The sequence below is a fragment of the Streptomyces sp. NPDC054757 genome (genome assembly GCF_053612185.1).
Genome location: NZ_JBSHBW010000008.1, coordinates 1 through 16,081, shown reverse-complemented (window position 1 = coordinate 16,081; position 16,081 = coordinate 1). Strand labels below are relative to the sequence as shown.

The 16,081-nt window shown below is 71.9% G+C and carries 17 protein-coding genes; 8 read left to right on the top strand and 9 right to left on the bottom strand.

Going from position 1 to position 16,081, the window contains the following annotated elements; translation table 11 throughout:
• Positions 1-2 precede the first annotated feature (2 nt).
• The 4 genes from ACWGKJ_RS13055 to allB form a co-directional block, all read right to left on the bottom strand.
• Positions 3-686, bottom strand: a complete 684-nt coding sequence (locus tag ACWGKJ_RS13055; protein ID WP_385027334.1) for a response regulator transcription factor — start codon at positions 684-686, stop codon at positions 3-5.
• Positions 674-1,888: a sensor histidine kinase gene (locus tag ACWGKJ_RS13050; RefSeq protein ID WP_385027285.1), complete on the bottom strand. Its 1,215-nt coding sequence runs from the start codon at positions 1,886-1,888 to the stop codon at positions 674-676. Before ACWGKJ_RS13050 ends, ACWGKJ_RS13055 begins: the two co-directional genes overlap by 13 nt.
• A 302-nt stretch (positions 1,889-2,190) precedes the next feature.
• Positions 2,191-3,015 carry an AIM24 family protein gene (locus ACWGKJ_RS13045; RefSeq protein ID WP_385027289.1) on the bottom strand — a complete coding sequence of 275 codons (825 nt, stop codon included), beginning with the start codon at positions 3,013-3,015 and terminating at the stop codon, positions 2,191-2,193.
• A gap of 264 nt (positions 3,016-3,279) precedes the next feature.
• Positions 3,280-4,620: an allantoinase AllB gene (gene allB / locus ACWGKJ_RS13040; protein ID WP_385027292.1), complete on the bottom strand. Its 1,341-nt coding sequence runs from the start codon at positions 4,618-4,620 to the stop codon at positions 3,280-3,282.
• A 297-nt stretch (positions 4,621-4,917) separates the two neighbouring features.
• On the opposite strand from allB, the gene ACWGKJ_RS13035 reads away from it, so the two are divergent.
• Positions 4,918-5,721: an IclR family transcriptional regulator gene (locus tag ACWGKJ_RS13035; protein WP_385027295.1), complete on the top strand. Its 804-nt coding sequence runs from the start codon at positions 4,918-4,920 to the stop codon at positions 5,719-5,721.
• A 138-nt stretch (positions 5,722-5,859) separates the two neighbouring features.
• Here ACWGKJ_RS13035 and ACWGKJ_RS13030 read toward each other — a convergent pair whose 3' ends face one another.
• Complete coding sequence (locus tag ACWGKJ_RS13030) at positions 5,860-6,537, bottom strand: ABC transporter ATP-binding protein (protein WP_385027298.1); 678 nt, start codon at positions 6,535-6,537, stop codon at positions 5,860-5,862.
• Positions 6,534-7,574 (bottom strand): ABC transporter permease, encoded by a 1,041-nt coding sequence (locus tag ACWGKJ_RS13025; RefSeq protein WP_385027301.1) that lies wholly within the window; start codon positions 7,572-7,574, stop codon positions 6,534-6,536. The genes ACWGKJ_RS13030 and ACWGKJ_RS13025 overlap by 4 nt, the downstream gene beginning before the upstream one ends.
• Positions 7,575-7,709: 135 nt before the next feature.
• Between ACWGKJ_RS13025 and ACWGKJ_RS13020 the strand changes: the two genes are divergently transcribed.
• Entirely contained in the window at positions 7,710-8,915 is a 1,206-nt protein-coding gene (locus ACWGKJ_RS13020) for a sensor histidine kinase (RefSeq protein WP_385027304.1), read from the top strand.
• Positions 8,912-9,556, top strand: coding sequence for a response regulator (locus ACWGKJ_RS13015; protein WP_385027307.1), 645 nt, complete (start codon positions 8,912-8,914; stop codon positions 9,554-9,556). Before ACWGKJ_RS13020 ends, ACWGKJ_RS13015 begins: the two co-directional genes overlap by 4 nt.
• On the opposite strand, the gene ACWGKJ_RS13010 is transcribed toward ACWGKJ_RS13015, so the two are convergent.
• Together ACWGKJ_RS13010 and ACWGKJ_RS13005 are read right to left on the bottom strand one after the other, a co-directional pair.
• Positions 9,525-9,881 (bottom strand): VOC family protein, encoded by a 357-nt coding sequence (locus ACWGKJ_RS13010; protein WP_385027310.1) that lies wholly within the window; start codon positions 9,879-9,881, stop codon positions 9,525-9,527. The two genes, ACWGKJ_RS13015 and ACWGKJ_RS13010, sit on opposite strands and share 32 nt — an antisense overlap.
• Positions 9,881-10,189: a DUF5955 family protein gene (locus ACWGKJ_RS13005; RefSeq protein ID WP_385027313.1), complete on the bottom strand. Its 309-nt coding sequence runs from the start codon at positions 10,187-10,189 to the stop codon at positions 9,881-9,883. Before ACWGKJ_RS13005 ends, ACWGKJ_RS13010 begins: the two co-directional genes overlap by 1 nt.
• Positions 10,190-10,383: 194 nt before the next feature.
• Between ACWGKJ_RS13005 and ACWGKJ_RS13000 the strand changes: the two genes are divergently transcribed.
• From ACWGKJ_RS13000 to ACWGKJ_RS12985, 4 genes are all read left to right on the top strand, one after another.
• A complete protein-coding gene (locus ACWGKJ_RS13000; RefSeq protein ID WP_385027316.1) occupies positions 10,384-11,016 on the top strand; it encodes a nucleotidyltransferase family protein in 633 nt (210 codons plus the stop codon).
• A 214-nt stretch (positions 11,017-11,230) separates the two neighbouring features.
• Positions 11,231-12,853 (top strand): malate synthase A, encoded by a 1,623-nt coding sequence (aceB, locus tag ACWGKJ_RS12995; protein ID WP_453315727.1) that lies wholly within the window; start codon positions 11,231-11,233, stop codon positions 12,851-12,853.
• Positions 12,854-13,032: 179 nt separating this feature from the next.
• A complete protein-coding gene (gene cutA, locus ACWGKJ_RS12990; RefSeq protein WP_385034104.1) occupies positions 13,033-13,353 on the top strand; it encodes a divalent-cation tolerance protein CutA in 321 nt (106 codons plus the stop codon).
• 32 nt (positions 13,354-13,385) lie between these two features.
• Entirely contained in the window at positions 13,386-14,039 is a 654-nt protein-coding gene (locus tag ACWGKJ_RS12985; RefSeq protein WP_385034101.1) for a TIGR03086 family metal-binding protein, read from the top strand.
• A 54-nt stretch (positions 14,040-14,093) separates the two neighbouring features.
• Here ACWGKJ_RS12985 and ACWGKJ_RS12980 read toward each other — a convergent pair whose 3' ends face one another.
• On the bottom strand, positions 14,094-14,777 hold the full coding sequence (locus ACWGKJ_RS12980) for an alpha/beta fold hydrolase (protein WP_385034098.1): 684 nt from the start codon (positions 14,775-14,777) through the stop codon (positions 14,094-14,096).
• 311 nt (positions 14,778-15,088) lie between these two features.
• On the opposite strand from ACWGKJ_RS12980, the gene ACWGKJ_RS12975 reads away from it, so the two are divergent.
• The gene (locus tag ACWGKJ_RS12975) at positions 15,089-15,973 is read left to right on the top strand and encodes a chitosanase (RefSeq protein ID WP_385034095.1); all 885 of its coding nucleotides are present in this window, start codon (positions 15,089-15,091) and stop codon (positions 15,971-15,973) included.
• Positions 15,974-16,081 lie beyond the last annotated feature (108 nt).

Sequence of the window (16,081 nt, the reverse complement as noted above, 5' to 3'; positions counted from 1 at the left end):
CCTCAGCGTACGTCGCCGCCGCCGTCCAGGAACCCCGCGTCGTGGACCAGCAGCGCGATCTGGACACGGTTGTTGAGGCCGAGGCGGGCCAGGATGCGCGACACCTGGGTCTTGACGGTGGGCACGCTCAGATAGAGGGCCGCCGCGATCGCCGCGTTGGGCTCGCCGCGTCCGACGGCGACCGCCACCTCCCGCTCACGCTCGGAGAGTTGGCCCAGCCGGGTCCGGGCCCGCACCGCCCGGTCGTCGGCGGCGCCGCCCGCCGCGTGCCGCATCAGCTGCCGGGTGACAGCGGGCGAGAGCACCGGGTCGCCGGCCGCCACCCGGCGGACCGCGGCGACGATCTCGGCGGGCGGGGTGTCCTTGAGCACGAACCCGGCCGCGCCCGCGCGCAGCGCCCGCAGCACCTGTTCGTCGGCGTGGAAGGTGGTGAGCAGGACGACCTCGGGGGCACCGGCACCGCCGCGCAGCCGTTCGGTGGCCGTCAGTCCGTCGACGCCCGGCATCCGGATGTCCATCAGGACCACATCGGGATGGAGCGCCGCGACCAGCGCGGGCACCTCGGAGCCGTCCGCCGCCTCACCGGCGATCTCGATGTCGTCGGCGCCGCCGAGCATGAGGGCGAGCCCGGCGCGTACGAGGGGGTCGTCGTCGACGACGAGGAGCCTGATGGTCACGCCGGCCAGGGTAGCCAGGCGGCGAGCCGGAAGCCGCCGCCGTCCGCCGCGCCGTGGTCGAGCCGGCCGCCCGCGAGGGTGGCCCGCTCGGTGAGCCCGATCAGCCCCTGGCCGGAACCGGGCACCTTCGGCACGGCACCGGGCGGCGGCGGGTTCCGTACCTCGACGGTCAGCCCGGTGCCGGGGCTGCCCGCGACCGTGACGGTGACCTCGGCCCCCGGCGCGTGTTTGCGGGCGTTGGTGAGCCCCTCCTGGGCGATGCGGTAGGCCGTGCGTCCGGTGGCGGCCGGGACGGTGGACGGGTCGGCGACCTCGTCGTGCAGGGTGACCGACATCCCGGCCTGCCGGGACTCGGCGGCCAGGGCGCCGAGCGTGGCCAGGGTGGGCTGTGGCCGGTTCTCCTCGCCGTCGCCCGGGGTCCGGAGCACGCCGATGATCTCGCGCAGGTCCTGGAGGGCCTCGTGGGCGCTGTCCCGGATGACCCCGGCGGCGCGGGCCACCTCGGGCGGGGGTGCGTCGGGCCGGAACTCCAGGGCTCCGGCGTGGACGCTGAGCAGGGTCAGCCGGTGCGCCAGTACGTCGTGCATCTCCCGGGCGATGGCCTCGCGGGCCAGCCGCTGGGCCTGTTCGGCGCGGAGGTCGGCCTCCGCCTCGGCGCGGTGGGCGCGTTCGCGCAGCACGACGACGAGCTGGCGCCGGGAGCGTACGAACATGCCCCACAGGATCACCAGCAGGACCAGGACCATCCCGTACAGCGTCGAGCTGATCCAGGACATGGACGGGTCGGGGCGCAGAGCGGGCTGCACTCCCCCCGCCGCGACCGCCGCAGCCCCCAGCACCAGGACCGGCCGGAACGGCCGGTGCACGGCCACGCTGAACAGCGCCACCAGCACGGCCCCGGCGGCGAGCGGCGCGAACGCGCTGACCACCACGAGCACCGCGGCGAGCCCCACCGGCCAGCGCCTGCGCACCCACAGCGCGCAGCAGGAGACGGCGCCCATCAGCATGTCGGCGACGCTGTCGAGGTCGGAGTAGCCCGGCTGGTTGCTGAGGGAGTCCAGGGCCAGCACCCCGATGACCAGCGCGATCACGAAGGCCGTGACGTCCACGATCCAGTCGCGCAGGGTACGGCGCGGCCTCACCCGGTCCGGGGCGGGTTCGCTGCCCGCGAGGGCCGATGGCAGCAGCCAGGGGTACTCCGAACGCGTCATATCGACAAAGTTACGCAGCGGTCCGCGCCGGTGCGGTGTTCAGGCGGGCAGTCGAGACCAAAGTCGCGGAGTCCGAGACTTTGGGAGCTGCCGGGACCGCGGGAGCTGCCGGGACCCGGGATCCACGGCGGGCGGGCGCACCGCCGGGCCCGGCCGCACGCTGCCCCGCCGGGGCCGTGGGCCGGTCAGGGGCCGTACGCCGCCGGGGCCTGACCGACAGCGACAGCGTACGGCCCCGTCCGACAGCTCCGGTCCTGGCCGACGGCGTACGGCCCGGCCGGTCTACCCGGGCGCCGGCCGGTCTATCCGGCGTTCGTGGAGAAGAGCCCGCCCGTGGGTCCCTGCTTGTCGCCGCCCTGCGCCTTCTTCAGGGCGTTCGCGAGACCCTCGATGGTGAGCGACTGGAGGATGACACGGCCGTTGCCCTCAAGAGTGGCCAGGGACAGGCCCTCGCCGCCGAAGACGGCGTTCATCATGCCCTGGCGGTTGAGTCCGCCGATGCGCTGGACGCCGTACTCGATGCCCTCCTCGAAGGCGACGATGCAGCCGGTGTCGACCTCGATACGGCCGCCGAAGTCGGCCGGGTTGAGGTCGATGAAGTTGCCCGCGCCGCAGATGATCACGGTGCCGCGGCCGGTGAACTTCTCCAGGATGAAGCCCTCGCCGCCGCTGCGGCCGGTCCGGCCGCCCTGCCAGGCGATACCGAAGTCGACCGTGGACTCCGCCGCCACGAACGCGTCCTTCTCGGCGAACCACGCCCGGCTGCCGTTCAGCTCCAGGGCCCGCATCTCACCCGGGAGCACGCCCGCGAATCCGACCGTGCCCTCGCCTCCGGTCGCCGCGAAGTACTGGAAGGCGAGCGACTCGCCCGCCAGGGCCCGCTGGCCGACCTGCATCGCGGTGCCCATGGCCTGCCTGAGCATCCCGCCCATGCCACCGCTCGCCCCCTGCTGGCCCGGCCCCTGCTGGCCGCCGCCACCGCCGGGACCGGAGAGACGCGTCTCCATGCTCACGTTCGAGGTCTTGAAGAGGAACTTCCCGGCCTCGCAGTAGACGGTCTGGCCTGGCTGAAGGCTGACGACGGCCATCTGCATGGCATTGCCGACGATCTCTTGCTGGAGGGTCACGGCCGGTTCTCCTTGGGGCGGTGGCGGGGCGGGTACGTACGTCCGTACCGGCAGATGAACGGCCGGCACCGGCCGTTCGGTTCCGGAGGCGGTGCGAGGCGCCCGCTCCGCTTCCCACCGGGACTGGGACCTGCCGGTGCCGTCCTCCGCTCTGCCGGGACGTGCGAACCCTACTGTCCACGGCCCGGCGGGGCGGCCCGGCCGATGAGACCGCCTCGACGGCGCCGCCGGGCGGTCCCGGCCCCCGAACCGTCGTCCCGCCCCTCAGCCGCCGTCGCGTTCAAGCAGTCGGCCCACCGGCTCGCCCGGTACGCCGTCCTCGGCGATCCGTACGCCCCGCAGCCAGGTGGAGCGCACCACCCCGTACAGGGTCTTGCCCGCGTACGCCGTGACCTGGTTCCGGTGGTACAGCTCGGCCGGGTCGACGGTGAACGTGTCGTCGGGCGCGAGGACCGCGAAGTCGGCGTCCCGTCCGGCCTCGATCGCGCCCTTGGCGGAGAGCCCGGCGAGCGCGGCGGGCGCCGTGGACATCCAGCGGACCACGTCGTCGAGGGTGTGGCCCCGCTCGCGTGCAGCCGTCCAGATCGCCGGGAGCCCCAGCTGGAGGGAGGAGATCCCGCCCCACGCGTCGGCGAAGTCGGGGGTCTTGAGGTCGGTGGTGCAGGGCGAGTGGTCGGAGACGATGCAGTCGATCGTCCCGTCGGCGAGCCCCTGCCACAGCGCGTCCTGGTTGGCGGCCTCGCGGATCGGCGGGCAGCACTTGAACTCCGTTGCCCCGTCCGGGACTTCCTCCGCCGTCAGGGTCAGGAAGTGCGGGCAGGACTCCACGGTGACGCGGACGCCCTCCCGCCTGGCCGCGGCGATCAGCGGCAGCGCGTCGCTGGACGAGAGATGCAGGATGTGGATCCGTGCGTCAAGGCGCCGGGCGAGCGCGATGAGGCCCTCGATGGCCGCGTTCTCGGCGGCGCGCGGGCGGGAGGCCAGGAAGTCCGCGTACTGCGGGCCGCTGCGCTGCGGGGCGTCGGCCAGCTGGTGCGGGTCCTCGGCGTGGACGATCAGCAGCCCGCCGAAACCGGCGATCTCCGCCATGGAACGGGCGAGCTCCTCCTGGTCCAGCTCGGGGAACTCCTCGACGCCGGACGGCGACAGGAAGCACTTGAACCCGAACACCCCGGCGTCGTACAGCGGGCGCAGGTCCTTGACGTTGGAGGGGATCGCGCCGCCCCAGAAGCCGACATCGATATGGGCCTTGCTGCGGGCCACATCCTGCTTGGTCCGCAGATTGGCGGCGGTGGTGGTCGGCGGCAGCGAGTTCAGCGGCATGTCGAGCAGAGTGGTGATGCCGCCCGCCGCCGCGGCCCTGGTGGCGGTCCAGAACCCCTCCCACTCGGTACGCCCGGGGTCGTTCACATGGACATGGGTGTCGACGAGACCGGGAAGCAGCACATCGTCCCCGAAGTCCGTCAGCCGGGCACCCTCCGGCACCTCCGCGTCGTAGGGCAGCACTGCCGCGATCTTTCCCTCGGCAACGGCGACCGATGCGGCGCGTGTCCCCTGGGGGGTGATGACACGCGTCGAGCGCAGTACCAGTTCGGTGGTGGACACCCGGGCCCCTCTTTCCATATAGCGAAATTCACGTTCCAGTAATGGAGTGTTCGCCGCACACCGTGGCGCGTCAAGACCGAACCGGTCGCCTGTACGATTCCACAAAGCAAAAGCCAAATTTCGGCCACCGGAATGTGCTTCTCGTGGTGACCCTGGGGCCGGATCGTACCCATCCGACGGCCCGATCCGGACAAAGGGGTCCTGACCGGCGCCTACGCCCGTCGCCTGAGCGGATGCCGCGGACCGCGGACCGGTAGGCTGGCGCCTTGCCCCGCCCGCCTCGAAAGGACCGCCGCCGTGCCGCAGTCCCACGCCAGCGCACCCGACGCCAAGACCGCAGCACCGAGCGGTGGCGTCCAGTCCCTGGAGCGCGCCTTCGACCTGCTGGAGCGGATGGCCGACTCCGGCGGGGAGGTCGGCCTGAGCGAGCTCTCGGCCGCCAGCGGTCTGCCGCTGCCCACGATCCACCGGCTGATGCGCACCCTGGTCGCCTGCGGTTACGTACGTCAGCAGCCCAACCGGCGCTACGCCCTGGGCCCGCGGCTGATCCGGCTCGGCGAGTCGTCGGCCCGGCTGCTCGGGACCTGGGCGCGCCCCTATCTCGCCCGGCTGGTCGAGGAGACCGGCGAGACCGCGAACATGGCCCTGCTCGACGGGGACGAGATCGTGTACGTCGCCCAGGTCCCCTCGAAGCACTCGATGCGGATGTTCACCGAGGTGGGACGGCGGGTCCTGCCGCACTCCACCGGCGTCGGCAAGGCACTTCTCGCATACACCCCGGCGCCCGAGGTCAGGGCGCTGCTCGCGAGGACCGGTATGCCGGCCGCCACCGAGAAGACGATCACCACGCCCGAGGGGTTTCTCGACGCGCTGGAGGCCGTGCGCCGGGCGGGGTACGCGGTGGACGACAACGAGCAGGAGATCGGGGTCCGCTGTCTCGCGGTCCAGGTCCCCAACTCCCCCACCGCCGCCGCGATCTCGATCTCGGGCCCGGCGGGCCGGGTGACGGAGGAGGCGACCGAGCGGATCGTGCCGATCCTCCAGGGCATCGCACTCGAACTCTCGGCCACCCTCGCGAGCACGGGACCGCAGCAGGTCTGATCCCGCCCTCCTCGCGGCCACGGGGCCGCAGCAGGTTGGCCCCGGCTTGTCCGGGTCCAGGCCCCTGTCCGGGTCCGGGCGTCCCGCCCATCCGTGCACCTCAGCCGCCCTGCACCATGAGCCGCCTGTCCGCGTGCTTCATGCCACCGGCACCGTGAGCCGCCCGTCCGCCATCGAAACCGTCCGGTCCATCCGGTCCAGATGGGCGTGGTCATGGGTGACCAGCACCGTCGCGGTCCCGCGCGCCCTGGTCAGCGTGGTCAGCAGGTCGAGCACGCCCGCGCCCCGCTCGTGGTCGAGGGCGCTGGTGGGCTCGTCGACCAGCAGCACCGACGGCTCGTTCATCAGCGCACGGGCGATGTTGACGCGCTGCCGCTGCCCGCCCGACAGCTGGTGCGGACGCCGCCCCGCCTGGTCGGCGAGGCCCACCGCGTCCAGCAACTCCCGCGCTCTCTCCCGTACTTGCCCGGTGGATCTGCCCGCGAGATGCGCCATCACCTGGAGCTGCTCGGCGGCGGTCAGCGCGGGGAGCAGATTCGGCTGCTGGAAGACGATCCCGATACGGTCGCGCCGGAGCGCCGCCTTCCCCGCGCGGTTCAGCGAGGCCGTGTCCGTTCCGTCGACCACCACCCGGCCGCGCTCGGGGGTGACCAGCGTCGCCGCCACGGCGAGCAGGCTCGACTTGCCGGAGCCGGAAGGCCCGACCACCGCCGTCAGCGAACCGGCCGGGACATCGAGGGAGACCGCGTCCAGGGCGACCAGCCGGCCGTCCCCGTCGGGGTAGGTCAGCGTCACGGCGTCGAGGGTGAGGGTCATCGTGCGCTCCCGAGTGCGGTCAGCGGGTCGACGGCGGTGATCCGCCGGATGGACAGAGCGGCGCCGAGCACCCCGAGGGCGACGGTCACGGCGGCGGGGACGGCAGCGGTCAGCGGATCGAGCACAAACGGAACACTCGCCGGTACGACTGCGCCGGTCCCGGCCGCCACGGCGGTGCCCAGCACCACCCCGGACAGCAGCATCACGACCGCCTGCCCGAGCGCGTCGCGCAGCAGATACGGGGTGGAGGCGCCCAGCGCCTTCAGAACGGCGATGTCGCCGCTGCGCTGGATCGTCCAGACGGTGAAGAACGCGCCTGTCACCAGGGCCGAGATGACGAAGAGGAAGCCCCGCATCAGCTGGAGCGAGCCGTTCTCCGCCTGGTAGGAGGGGAGCGCGCCCAGCGAGCCGTCCCGGGTCAGCGTCGTCGTACCTGCGGCGCGGTCGCCCGTGCCGATGTCGGCCCCGTGGGTGGTCAGGGCCACCACACTGGCCTGCTCCCCCTTGGCGAGCGAGGTCCAGGCGACCGGGGTGTGGCTGTACGAGTCGTCCCCGGCGACCGCCTTCACCGTGAGCTTTCGGCCGGACAGCGTGACGGTGTCCCCGGCCGCCGCCCCCAGGTCCTCCGCGGCGCCGGTGGACAGCACCACACCGGAGCGCCCCGGGTCCACGGGCGCCAGACCTGAACCGGGCCGCACCCCGAACGCGGAGACCGCGGCCGTGCGCCCGCCCGCCTCGGCATCGGCGGTGTCGATGGCCACCGGCTGCGCGCTCCGCACTCCGGGCTGAGCGGCCCAGGTCCGCCAGGCGCTCTGCGGCAGCCGCGACCCGGAGAAGGACGGGGACTGCCCGGAGGGCGGCGCGGCGAAGGCCAGATGGTCGGCGGGCAGCCGGGTGATGGCGGACGTGTTGTCCTTGGCCAGCCCGGCGGTCAGCCCGGACAGCAGCCCGACCAGCAGCGTGATGAGTACGACGACCGTCCCCATCAGGGCGAACCGCCCCCGGGCGAACCTCAGATCTCTCCATGCGACGAACATGTGCCCCACCCTGCTGGCCACAGAGGTGCGCGGGCATCGCGCCACGGATGGCTCCGCGCGGATCGAAGGGCGGAGCCGGCAGTCAACCTTTCGATTGAGGGCGTTCCGGGACGATCCGCCTACGCTGGAGGGATCATGGACCCCCGTGCACTGACCCCCGCCCTGCTCGTCCTGCGGCTCTGCCTCCATCTGCTGATGGCGGGGCTGCTGGCGCTGGCCGCGGTGCGGGCGCTCGCCGGTCAGCCGGCGGACGCGCCCGCGGTGGTGGCCGCCGCCGCGGTCATGGGCGCGGTGTACGCGGCGGGCACGGCCTGGCCTTCGGTACGGAGTTCACGCCGCTCCGCCGCGGTCTGGCTCGGGGTCCTGGGCCTCGCCTGGCTGGGGCTGCTCGTGGTCTCGCCGGACGGGCTGTGGATGGCCTTCCCGCTGTACTTCCTCCAGTTGCACCTGCTGCCGGTGCGCTGGTCGGTTCCGGTGGTGCTGGTCACGGCGGGTGCGGCCATCGCCGCCTATCTGGGGCACGGCGCGGCGCTGAATCCCGGTGCGTTCATCGGGCCGCTGCTCGGGGCGGCGGTCGCCGTGGCCACCGTCCTCGGCTACCAGGTGCTCTACCGCGAGAGCGAGAGCCGCCGCCGGCTGATCGAAGAGCTGATCTCGACCCGGGCCGAACTCGCCGAAGCCGAACGGGCCGCGGGCACACTCGCCGAGCGCGAGCGGCTCGCCCGGGAGATCCACGACACGCTCGCCCAGGGGCTCTCCTCCATCCAGTTGCTGCTGCGGGCCGCGGGGCGCACGCTGCCCGCCGGAGCTCCGGCCGCCACCCACATCGAACAGGCGCGCCAGGCCGCGCAGAACAATCTGGCCGAGGCCCGCCGCTTTGTGCGGGCGCTCTCGCCGCCCGCGCTCGAACACGGTTCGCTGGCGGCCGCGCTCGACCGCCTCAGCACCGGCAGCCCCGGACCGCGCGTCCGGTTCTCCACCAGTGGTACGCCGGTCGCGCTGCCCACCCCGTACGAGGTGGCGCTGCTGCGTATCGCGCAGTCGGCGCTCGCCAACACCGTGCGGCACGCCGGGGCGTCCCGCGCCGGGATCACCCTGAGCTTCATGGAGACCGCGGTCGCCCTGGACGTCGTCGACAACGGCTCCGGCTTCGATCCGCTCTCCGCCGGTACCCCGTCGACAGAGGGCGGATTCGGGCTGCGCGCCATGCGTGCGCGGGTCGAGTCGCTGGGCGGCACCTTCGCCGTCGAGTCCGCGCCGGGCCAGGGGACGGCCATCGCGGTCACCCTGCCGCTGCCCGAATCCGATCAGGCGCCCGCGCCGGAAGAGGTGTCCGCATGACGATCCGGCTGCTGCTCGCCGACGACCACCCGGTGGTACGGGCCGGGCTGCGCGCCGTACTCGACACCGAGCCGGGTTTCCGGGTCGCCGGGGAGGCGTCGACCGCCGAGCAGGCCGTCGAGCTGGCCGCTTCGGGCGGGTTCGATGTCGTCCTGATGGACCTTCAGTTCGGCGCGGGCATGCACGGCGCACAGGCCACGGCCGCGATCGCCGCCGCCGAAGGCGCGCCCAGGGTCCTGGTGCTGACGACATACGACACGGACGCGGACATCCTGGCCGCTGTCGAGGCCGGGGCGAGCGGCTATCTGCTGAAGGACGCCCCGCCGGAGGAGCTGGCCGCCGCCGTGCGGACCGCGGCGGCGGGCCGCTCGGCGCTGGCCCCGGCCGTCGCCCACCGGCTGATGGACCGGATGCGCACACCGGGCGAGTCGCTCACCCGCCGGGAGCTGGAGGTGCTGCAGCTGGTCGCGGACGGGCTGTCGAACCAGCAGATCAGCAAGGCGCTCTTCCTCAGCCAGGCGACGGTGAAGTCCCATCTGGTGCACATCTACGCGAAGCTGGGTGTCGACTCCCGTACGTCGGCGGTGGCCGCGGCCTCGGCGAAACGGCTCATCCGCCGTGCCGGTGGCTCAGCACATTGACCACCGTGCCGTTCGGATCGCGTACGAAGAACCGCCGGACGCCCCACTCCTCGTCCTGGAGCGGACGCACGACCTCCGCCCCGGCGGCCAGCATCGCCGCGTGCACCGCGTCCACGTCCTCCACCTCGACCGAGACGTCGGGCTGGACCGCGGCGCTCGCGTCCTGCGTGGTGAGGGTGATCTGCGCGGTGGGGTTGACGGGCGAGGCGAGGGTGATGAGCGAGCCGTGGTTCATGACCTCGCCGAGCCCGAGCAGAGCGTAGAAGTCGCGGCTCTCCGCCATGGCGTCCGTGGTGATGTCCGGCACCACTCTGCGGACGGACATCAGGTGGCCGATCCGAAGAGCTCCACCGCGTTCCGCACCTCCGCGAGGGAGACCGCGAGGGCGCTGACCGAGCCGATCGCCCCGGCGACCAGCAGCAACGAGCGGCGCAGCGGCAGGATTTCCGGCACACCGCTCCTGGCCATGGCCTCCAGGGCGGCCAGTTCGTCCTCGGCGATGGCACGGTCCGGGAACTGGGCCGGGTGGGCGGCCAGTTCACGGCGGAGCCGGGCGACCGATGAGCTGAGCTCCGACACCCTGGGGTCGTCACCGGTGCCCGTTACGCGTTTCTGGCCCGCACTTCGCAACAAAGTTCCCCCTCGCACCACTCTGTGCCGGTCGTTCCCTACGGTTGATCGACCGTGTGGCGCTGGTCGGACACCGCGGGTCACGAGTCAGTTAACGCCACCGCCCGGCGTTCTCGCCACTCCACAGCGGGAATTCAGCCGGACGGGGTGGTGTCCATGAGGTATCCAGTCCTGATGCGACACGAAGGCGGAAAAGAATGAACACGACGGACCCGAAACACCCGGGCGCCACCGGTCCGGCCGGACCGGTGGTGGCCGGGCTGCTGCTCGCGGCAGGCGGCGGGCGGCGGCTGGGCGGACGGCCGAAGGCCCTCCTTGAGCACCGCGGCCGGCCGCTGGTCGAGCATGCGGTGCGGGTGCTGCGCGAGGGCGGCTGCGGACCGGTGCATGTCGTCCTGGGCGCCGCGGCGGACGACGTACGGAAACGGGCGGAACTGTCCGGATGCGTACTGGCCGACAACGCCCGGTGGGAGGAGGGCATGGGCTCGTCCCTGCGCACCGGACTCGCCTCGCTCGCCGGGTCGGGGGCGGACGCCGCCCTCGTCCTGCTGGTCGACCAGCCGGGGATCGGCGCGGCGGCGGTGACCCGGGTACGGGAGGCGGGCGGCTCCGCGACAAGCCTGGTGGCCGCCTCGTACGGGGGGAAGCGCGGCCACCCGGTCCTCTTCGGCGCCGACCGCTGGACGGACATCGCGGCCGGCGCCGTCGGCGACCGCGGGGCCCGCGGCTATCTCAGGGCCCACCGGGCGGCCGTCACCCTGGTCGAGTGCTCCGACATCGCCGAGGAGTACGACATCGACACGGTAGAGGACCTGTTCCACTTGGAGTGACCGGCCTGGCACTCTGCGACGACTTCTGTCGATCCGGAGAATCTCGATGTCAACATAGCGTTGAACTTCCACCATGAGGAAACTAGTATCCACACGTCAGAAGCGCTCTGTGCCCCACAGAGCGCCCGCGACCGTATCGCGACCCCGTGGCACTCCGTGCCACCATGAGAGTCCTGCGGCCGTCAGGTACCGCCCGCTGAAGGAGTGACAGCTCATGTCCGCACCAGCGCCGTCTCCGCTGGCCATCGTCGATGCCGAGCCCCTGCCCCGGCAGGACGAGGTCCTCACCGATGCGGCCCTGGCCTTCGTGGCCGAGCTGCACCGGCGGTTCACCCACCGCCGTGACGAGCTGCTCGTCCGCCGTGCCGAGCGCCGTGCCGAGATCGCCCGGACGTCCTCGCTCGATTTCCTTCCGGAGACCGCGAGCATCCGCGCCGACGACAGCTGGAAGGTCGCGCCGGCCCCGGCCGCGCTGAACGACCGCCGCGTCGAGATCACCGGCCCGACCGACCGCAAGATGACCATCAACGCCCTCAACTCGGGCGCCCGGGTCTGGCTCGCAGATTTCGAGGACGCGTCCGCCCCCACCTGGGAGAACGTTGTCACAGGCCAGCTCAATCTGACCGACGCCTATGAGCGCCGGATCGACTTCACGGACCCGAAGTCCGGCAAGTCGTACGCCCTGAAGCCCGCGGACGAGCTGGCGACCGTCGTGGTGCGCCCGCGCGGCTGGCACCTCGACGAGCGCCACCTCGTCCTCGACGACCGCCCCGTCCCCGGCGCGCTGGTCGATTTCGGCCTGTACTTCTTCCACAACGCCAAGCGCCTGATCGAGCTCGGCAAGGGCCCGTACTTCTACCTGCCGAAGACCGAGTCCCACCTGGAGGCGCGCCTCTGGAACGAGATCTTCGTCTTCGCGCAGGACTACGTCGGCATCCCGCAGGGCACCGTCCGCGCGACCGTCCTGATCGAGACGATCACGGCGGCGTACGAGATGGAGGAGATCCTCTACGAGCTGCGCGACCACGCGTCCGGGCTGAACGCGGGACGCTGGGACTACCTGTTCTCCATCGTCAAGAACTTCCGCGACGGCGGCTCCAAGTTCGTCCTGCCGGACCGCAACCTGGTCACGATGACGGCGCCGTTCATGCGCGCGTACACGGAGCTGCTGGTCCGCACCTGCCACAAGCGCGGGGCGCACGCCATCGGCGGTATGGCCGCCTTCATCCCCTCGCGCCGTGACGCCGAGGTCAACAAGGTGGCCTTCGAGAAGGTCAAGGCGGACAAGGACCGCGAGGCCGCCGACGGCTTCGACGGCTCCTGGGTCGCCCACCCGGACCTGGTGCCGATCGCCATGAAGTCGTTCGACGCGGTGCTCGGCGAGAACCCGAACCAGAAGCAGCGGCTGCGCGAGGACGTCTCGGTGGCACCCGGTGACCTGATCGCGATCGACTCGCTGGACGCCAGGCCGACGTACGAGGGCCTGGTCAACGCGGTCCAGGTCGGCATCCGCTACATCGAGGCATGGCTGCGCGGCCTGGGTGCGGTGGCCATCTTCAACCTGATGGAGGACGCCGCGACGGCGGAGATCTCCCGCTCGCAGATCTGGCAGTGGATCAACGCGAACGTGGTCTTCGAGAACGGCGAGCACGCGACGGCGGAGCTGGCCCGGAAGGTCGCGGCGGAGGAACTGGCCGCGATCGAGAAGGAGATCGGCGCGGAGGCGTTCGCTGCGGGCAAGTGGCAGCAGGCACACGACCTCCTGCTGACGGTGTCCCTGGACGCCGACTACGCGGACTTCCTGACGCTGCCCGCGTACGAGCAGCTGGGGAACTGAGGCTCGGTCACGCAGGAGAGGAACGGGGGCAGCCCCGGCGCCGCACGCGCCGGGGCTGCCCCCGTCCACCGTTCTCCCGTGCGCCGTTCCCGTGCGCCGTTTCCGTGCGCCGTTCCGTCTGCCGTTCTGCCCGACGTTCTTGCGGTAGCGTCGCGGCACAGCGAGCCGAAGGGGGCACCATGGCCGGATACCTGGCCGTTCTCACCACGACGGACTCCGAGAGCAAGGCCCATGACCTCGCGGCGTCGGCCGTCGAGAAGCGTCTCGCCGCGTGCGCGCAGATCGACGGGCCGGTCAGGAGCGTCTACCGGTGGGAGGGCGGGATCGAGACGGACACCGAGTGGCGGGTGCTCTGCAAGACCACGGCCGACCGGTTCGAGGAACTCGCCGCGCACATCAAGGCCGTGCACGACTACGACACCCCGGAGATCATCGCCACCCCGATCACAGCCGGCAGCGATGAATACCTCGCCTGGCTGGCATCCGGGACACGCCGCTGACCGGACGGACCTGGCGGACTCCGCCGCGACCGATGAGTTCCCGTACCGGGTCCGGTCTGAAGGGTATGGACACCGACTCGCATACGGATACTCACAAGGACCCGGAGAGCGCTCCGCCCGACCTGGAGCCTCCGGCCCGGCACATGGCACGGCTTGCCGAGGGCGTGCGGGACGGGCAGCTGGACGGGCCCACGCCCTGCCCGGACTTCGCGGTCCGGGACCTGCTCGCTCATGTCTCCGGGCTGACCGTGGCGTTCTGCTCCGCGGCCGGGAAGGAGTTCGGGCCCGACACGGATACGGCCCCGGGCTCCGGCCACGGGCCCGAACTGGCCATGGACTGGCGCACCGCGCTGCCCCGGCAGCTGGAGGAGCTGATCGCGGCCTGGCGCTCCCCCGCCGCCTGGGAGGGCGAGACAAGGGCGGGGGGTTTCACGTTTCCGGCAGCGGTCGCCGCGCGGATCGCGCTGAACGAACTCGTCGTGCACGGCTGGGACCTGGCCCGCGCGACCGGGCAACGGTTCGCGCCGGATCCGGCGAGCCTCGGCGTCTCCTATGCGCTGCTCGGCCGGCCGGACAGCCCTACGCGCGCACCCGCGTTCGGCCCGGCGGTCGCGGTTGCGCAGGACGCACCGTTCGTCGACCGGGTGATCGGCCTCAGCGGGCGCGATCCGGAGTGGAAGCCATAGAGCCTGTGGCGGGTGCGGACGACCGCACCCGCACCCCGTCTCCCGTACCCGGGCTCAGCTGGTGAAGAAGTCGCTGACCGCCGCCGAGAACTGGCCGGGCTCCAGAGCGTGCACGGTGTGGCCGACCGGGATCGTCATCACTCTGGAGTCCGGAATCCCCGCGGCCATGTCGGCGATGCGCTCCTGCGGCATGGAACTGGCCGGACCACCGGTCACGATCAGCGTCGGGGCGACGATCTCGCCGAGCCGGTGCGCCCACTCCGGGTCGGGCCGCCCGACCTGGCCCCTGATGGCAGGCACCACGTTCCAGTCGTAGTCGACCGGCTCATCGGGGCGTACCGGCTCGGCCATTTCCCTGGGGTACGGCGGCGGGGTCTCCTCCAGGACGAGGCGCTCCACCCGGTCCGCGTGCTCCTGGGCCAGCAGATAGGCGACGACCCCGCCCATGGAGTGGCCGACGATGCCGACCCGGTCCAGTTCCAGTTCGTCCAGGAACCCCAGAATGTCGTCGCGCATGAGCTCGAACGAGTAGGTGTCCGGCCAGTCGCTCTCCCCGTGTCCCCGCAGGTCGACGGCGTACACCCGCCACTCCGTACCGAGCGCCCGGCCGGTCTCCTCCCAGGTCCCGGACGAACCGCCGAGGCCGTGCAGAAGCACCACCGGGGCGCCGAAGGGGTCGCCCCAGGTGCGGTACGCGAGCCGTACGTCGCCGACATCGACTACAGAGTGATCGTCCATACCGCAGACGCTACAGCGCGCGGCCCGGCGCCCTCGCCGCTCCCCCGCCCCGTCCCGCTCCGTCGCCTCCCGCGCGTTGCACAGGAGTGTCGCCCGGCGGTCCGGGGGTCGCATGCGGGCAAAATACGCCACCTCGGACCCATCGGCACGTCACATCCTGCCTCCATCCGCAAACCAGCCGGTCGTGACTGACCCCGGAGGCGTCCGGTTCGCTCAACTCCTTTCGTTCCAGGGGGTGTACGGCCTCCCGTACAGCTGATAGGAAAGCTTCCTAACAGAACACCGACGCACGAACTCCCCTTGGAGGACCGGTGAAAGCCCCCCACCGCACCACCGCTGGACGAAGCAAGAGGATCATCACGCGCACCGTGCTCGGACTGGCCCTGGTGGCCGTGCCCGCCACCGCCCAAGCCGCCACCACTCATGCCGCCAACACCCCTGCAAAGCAGCTGAGTTCGCACAGCACCCGGCAGGTCGCCACAGCGGCGACCGGACTCGACGACCCGGCGAAGAAGGAGATCGCCATGAAGCTGGTCTCCAGCGCCGAGAACTCGTCGCTGGACTGGAAGGCCCAGTACAAGTACATCGAGGACATAGGGGATGGCCGCGGCTACACCGCCGGCATCATCGGCTTCTGCTCGGGAACCGGCGACATGCTCGACCTGGTGCAGCTGTACACCGACCGGGAGCCGGGGAACCCGCTCGCCAAGTACCTCCCCGCGCTGAAGAAGGTCAACGGCAGCGACTCCCACTCCGGCCTCGGCTCCGCCTTCGAGAGCGCCTGGAAGACCGCGGCCAAGGACAGCGTGTTCCAGACGGCGCAGAACGACGAGCGCGACCGCGTCTACTTCAACCCGGCCGTCAAGCAGGGCAAGGCGGACGGCGTCGGGGTCCTGGGCCAGTTCGCCTACTACGACGCCATCGTCATGCACGGTGACGGCGACGACAGGACCAGCTTCAGCTCCATCCGCAAGAGGGCGCTGGCCAAGGCCAAGACCCCGGCCCAGGGCGGCAACGAGACCACCTACCTCAACGCCTTCCTCGACGCCCGCGTCTGGGCGATGCAGCAGGAGGAGGCGCACAGCGACACCAGCCGGGTCGACACCGAGCAGCGCGTCTTCCTGAAGGACGGCAATCTCGATCTGCACACGCCGCTCAAGTGGAAGGTCTACGGCGACCCGTACAGCATCAGCTGACCGGTCCGCCGACAGCGGCGCCGGCTGACCGGCCCGCATGGAGCACACCCTCAGGCGCCCGGTCCACCGACAGGCAGCGGGGCGCGTTCCGCACCAGTGGTGCGGAAC

Excerpts from the sequence above, each read along its gene's own strand:
- ACWGKJ_RS13050 (WP_385027285.1), bottom strand. The coding sequence starts at position 1,888 with ATGACGCGTTCGGAGTACCCCTGGCTGCTGCCATCGGCCCTCGCGGGC.
- ACWGKJ_RS13030 (WP_385027298.1), bottom strand. The coding sequence starts at position 6,537 with ATGACCCTCACCCTCGACGCCGTGACGCTGACCTACCCCGACGGGGAC.
- ACWGKJ_RS13025 (WP_385027301.1), bottom strand. The coding sequence starts at position 7,574 with ATGTTCGTCGCATGGAGAGATCTGAGGTTCGCCCGGGGGCGGTTCGCC.
- ACWGKJ_RS13020 (WP_385027304.1), top strand. The coding sequence starts at position 7,710 with ATGGACCCCCGTGCACTGACCCCCGCCCTGCTCGTCCTGCGGCTCTGC.
- ACWGKJ_RS13015 (WP_385027307.1), top strand. The coding sequence starts at position 8,912 with ATGACGATCCGGCTGCTGCTCGCCGACGACCACCCGGTGGTACGGGCC.
- ACWGKJ_RS13010 (WP_385027310.1), bottom strand. The coding sequence starts at position 9,881 with ATGTCCGTCCGCAGAGTGGTGCCGGACATCACCACGGACGCCATGGCG.
- ACWGKJ_RS13000 (WP_385027316.1), top strand. The coding sequence starts at position 10,384 with ATGAACACGACGGACCCGAAACACCCGGGCGCCACCGGTCCGGCCGGA.
- aceB (WP_453315727.1), top strand. The coding sequence starts at position 11,231 with ATGTCCGCACCAGCGCCGTCTCCGCTGGCCATCGTCGATGCCGAGCCC.
- cutA (WP_385034104.1), top strand. The coding sequence starts at position 13,033 with ATGGCCGGATACCTGGCCGTTCTCACCACGACGGACTCCGAGAGCAAG.
- ACWGKJ_RS12985 (WP_385034101.1), top strand. The coding sequence starts at position 13,386 with ATGAGTTCCCGTACCGGGTCCGGTCTGAAGGGTATGGACACCGACTCG.
- ACWGKJ_RS12980 (WP_385034098.1), bottom strand. The coding sequence starts at position 14,777 with ATGGACGATCACTCTGTAGTCGATGTCGGCGACGTACGGCTCGCGTAC.